We start from the raw sequence: 1,862 nt of genomic DNA, 5'->3' as shown, positions 1-1,862 counted from the left end.
TGGTTTACAAGCACATCCTGACCGTGCCGCGGCGCGACGGGATGGTCGTCCAATCCTTCGCCGGCGGCGAGATGGAAGGTTACGGCGTCACCGACGAGACGCCCGACCGCACCGAGGCGGAGCGCGCGGTGACGACCCTGGCGGAGCTGTTCTCGCCGGCGCGGTCGGCTTGAGTGAGGTTTCGTGCCTTTGACACTGTGCCCGCCCCGTCTTTCGGCCGGACCACGCGCCGGACTTGACAGGCGTCCCTGCGGGTGAAATATCCGCGTCCATCATGAAGCCGTTCGCTCCCTTCCGGTCGCGACGCCGCCGCTCTTCAGAGCGGCGTGAAGACGCGCGCGCGTAACAGCGCGCCGTCATTGTGAAGCCGCTGGAGAGGATCGAGCGGCTTCCCCATCATCCTTCTTCTCCAGTCGGCCGGTTCCAAGAGGCCTCCAACTTGCGCGAGAGAAGACCATGACCAGCAACAAGACCCGGATCTTCATCGATGGCCAGCACGGCACAACCGGGCTGAAAATCCACGAGCGTCTGAAGGACCGGCCGGACATCGAGCTGCTCGAGCTGCCGATGGCCGACCGCAAGGATCTCGCCAAGCGCGTGGAGATCACCAAGGCGGCCGACATCGCCGTGCTCTGCCTGCCCGATGCCGCGGTCAAGGAGCTGATGGCGGCGCTGGGCGACGCCGACACCTGCGTGATCGACGCCAGCACGGCGCACCGCATCGCCGACGGCTGGACGTTCGGCTTCCCCGAACTCGAGAAGGCTCAGCGGCGCAAGCTCCTGGAGTCGAACCGGATCACCAATCCCGGCTGCTACTCGACGGGCGGCATCGCCCTGATGCGGCCGCTGGTCGATGCCGGCATCCTGCGGGCCGACGCCACGCCCGCCGTGTTCGGCGTCTCGGGCTACACCGGCGGCGGCAAGGAGCTGATCGCCGTCCACGAGAATCCTGACGTCGAGCCGTTCGGCCTCTACGGCGTCGAGCTGGCGCACAAGCATGTGCCGGAGATGAAGAAGTACTCCCACCTCGAGCACGCGCCGCTGTTCGTGCCGTCGGTCGGGCACTACGCCCAGGGCATGCTGGTCATGGTGCCGATCACGCGCGACATCGTGGCCAGGAAGGTGACGGCCGCCGACGTGCACAAGGTGCTGAGCGATCATTACGCCGGCGAGAAGTTCGTCACCGTACGGCCGCTCGCCGACCGCAAGTGGCTCGAGCGCGATCGCTTCCTGCGTGCCGACCGGCTGATCGACACCAACTCGATGGAGCTCGCCGTCTACGGCAACGACGCCGAGGAGAACATCCTGGTCGTGGCCTCGCTCGACAATCTCGGCAAGGGCGCCTCGGGCGCCGCCGTCCAGGTGATCAACCTCAAGACCGGCGTCGACGAGGCGACCGGCCTGGCGGTGGCGGCGTAAAGGACTCCTCCCCAGCGTCTTCGCCGCGGAGGTGCTCCGTCAAAGGCCTTTGGCCGGGCAGCGGCCAAATGCCGACACGGGGCGGAGGGGTCATGCTCATCCGGACCGCGGGCGTCCCGCCCGCTCATGCCAAACAGGCTGCTGAAGAACTCTCGTTCATGAGTTCGGGTCGTGATTCGCCGAGCCTGCAAGGGCGGGGCAGGGAACGCGCGGGCCTGACGAGCAAACCGACAGCCTGGTCAGCCATGTGAACTGCGAGGCTCGCGTGCCGCCGGGCCATCCGCTGCGGCTGATCCAGGCAGTCTCACTCCAGCAACAGGACACCACCATGAGCATTCGCGTCGGCATTGTCGGGATCAGCGGTTTTGGCGGCGGCGAGGCGATGCGCCTGGTCGCGAGCCACCCGTCTTTCGAGTTGGTCTACGCCGCGGGCGAGGGCAGCG

Annotated in this window: 1 protein-coding gene and 1 pseudogene; both read left to right on the top strand. The window is 67.2% G+C overall.

Annotated features, from left to right (window positions below; translation table 11 throughout):
• Positions 1-456: 456 nt before the first annotated feature.
• A complete protein-coding gene (gene argC / locus AB7O82_RS37355) occupies positions 457-1,419 on the top strand; it encodes an N-acetyl-gamma-glutamyl-phosphate reductase (RefSeq protein ID WP_428621810.1) in 963 nt (320 codons plus the stop codon).
• A 328-nt stretch (positions 1,420-1,747) separates the two neighbouring features.
• Positions 1,748-1,862: pseudogene (locus tag AB7O82_RS37350) on the top strand (N-acetyl-gamma-glutamyl-phosphate reductase); the annotation flags it as partial.

The sequence above is a fragment of the Reyranella sp. genome, from assembly GCF_050185545.1.
GTDB lineage: Bacteria > Pseudomonadota > Alphaproteobacteria > Reyranellales > Reyranellaceae > Reyranella.
Note: the sequence above shows the minus strand (reverse complement) of the source record. Positions and strands in the feature narration are given on the sequence as shown.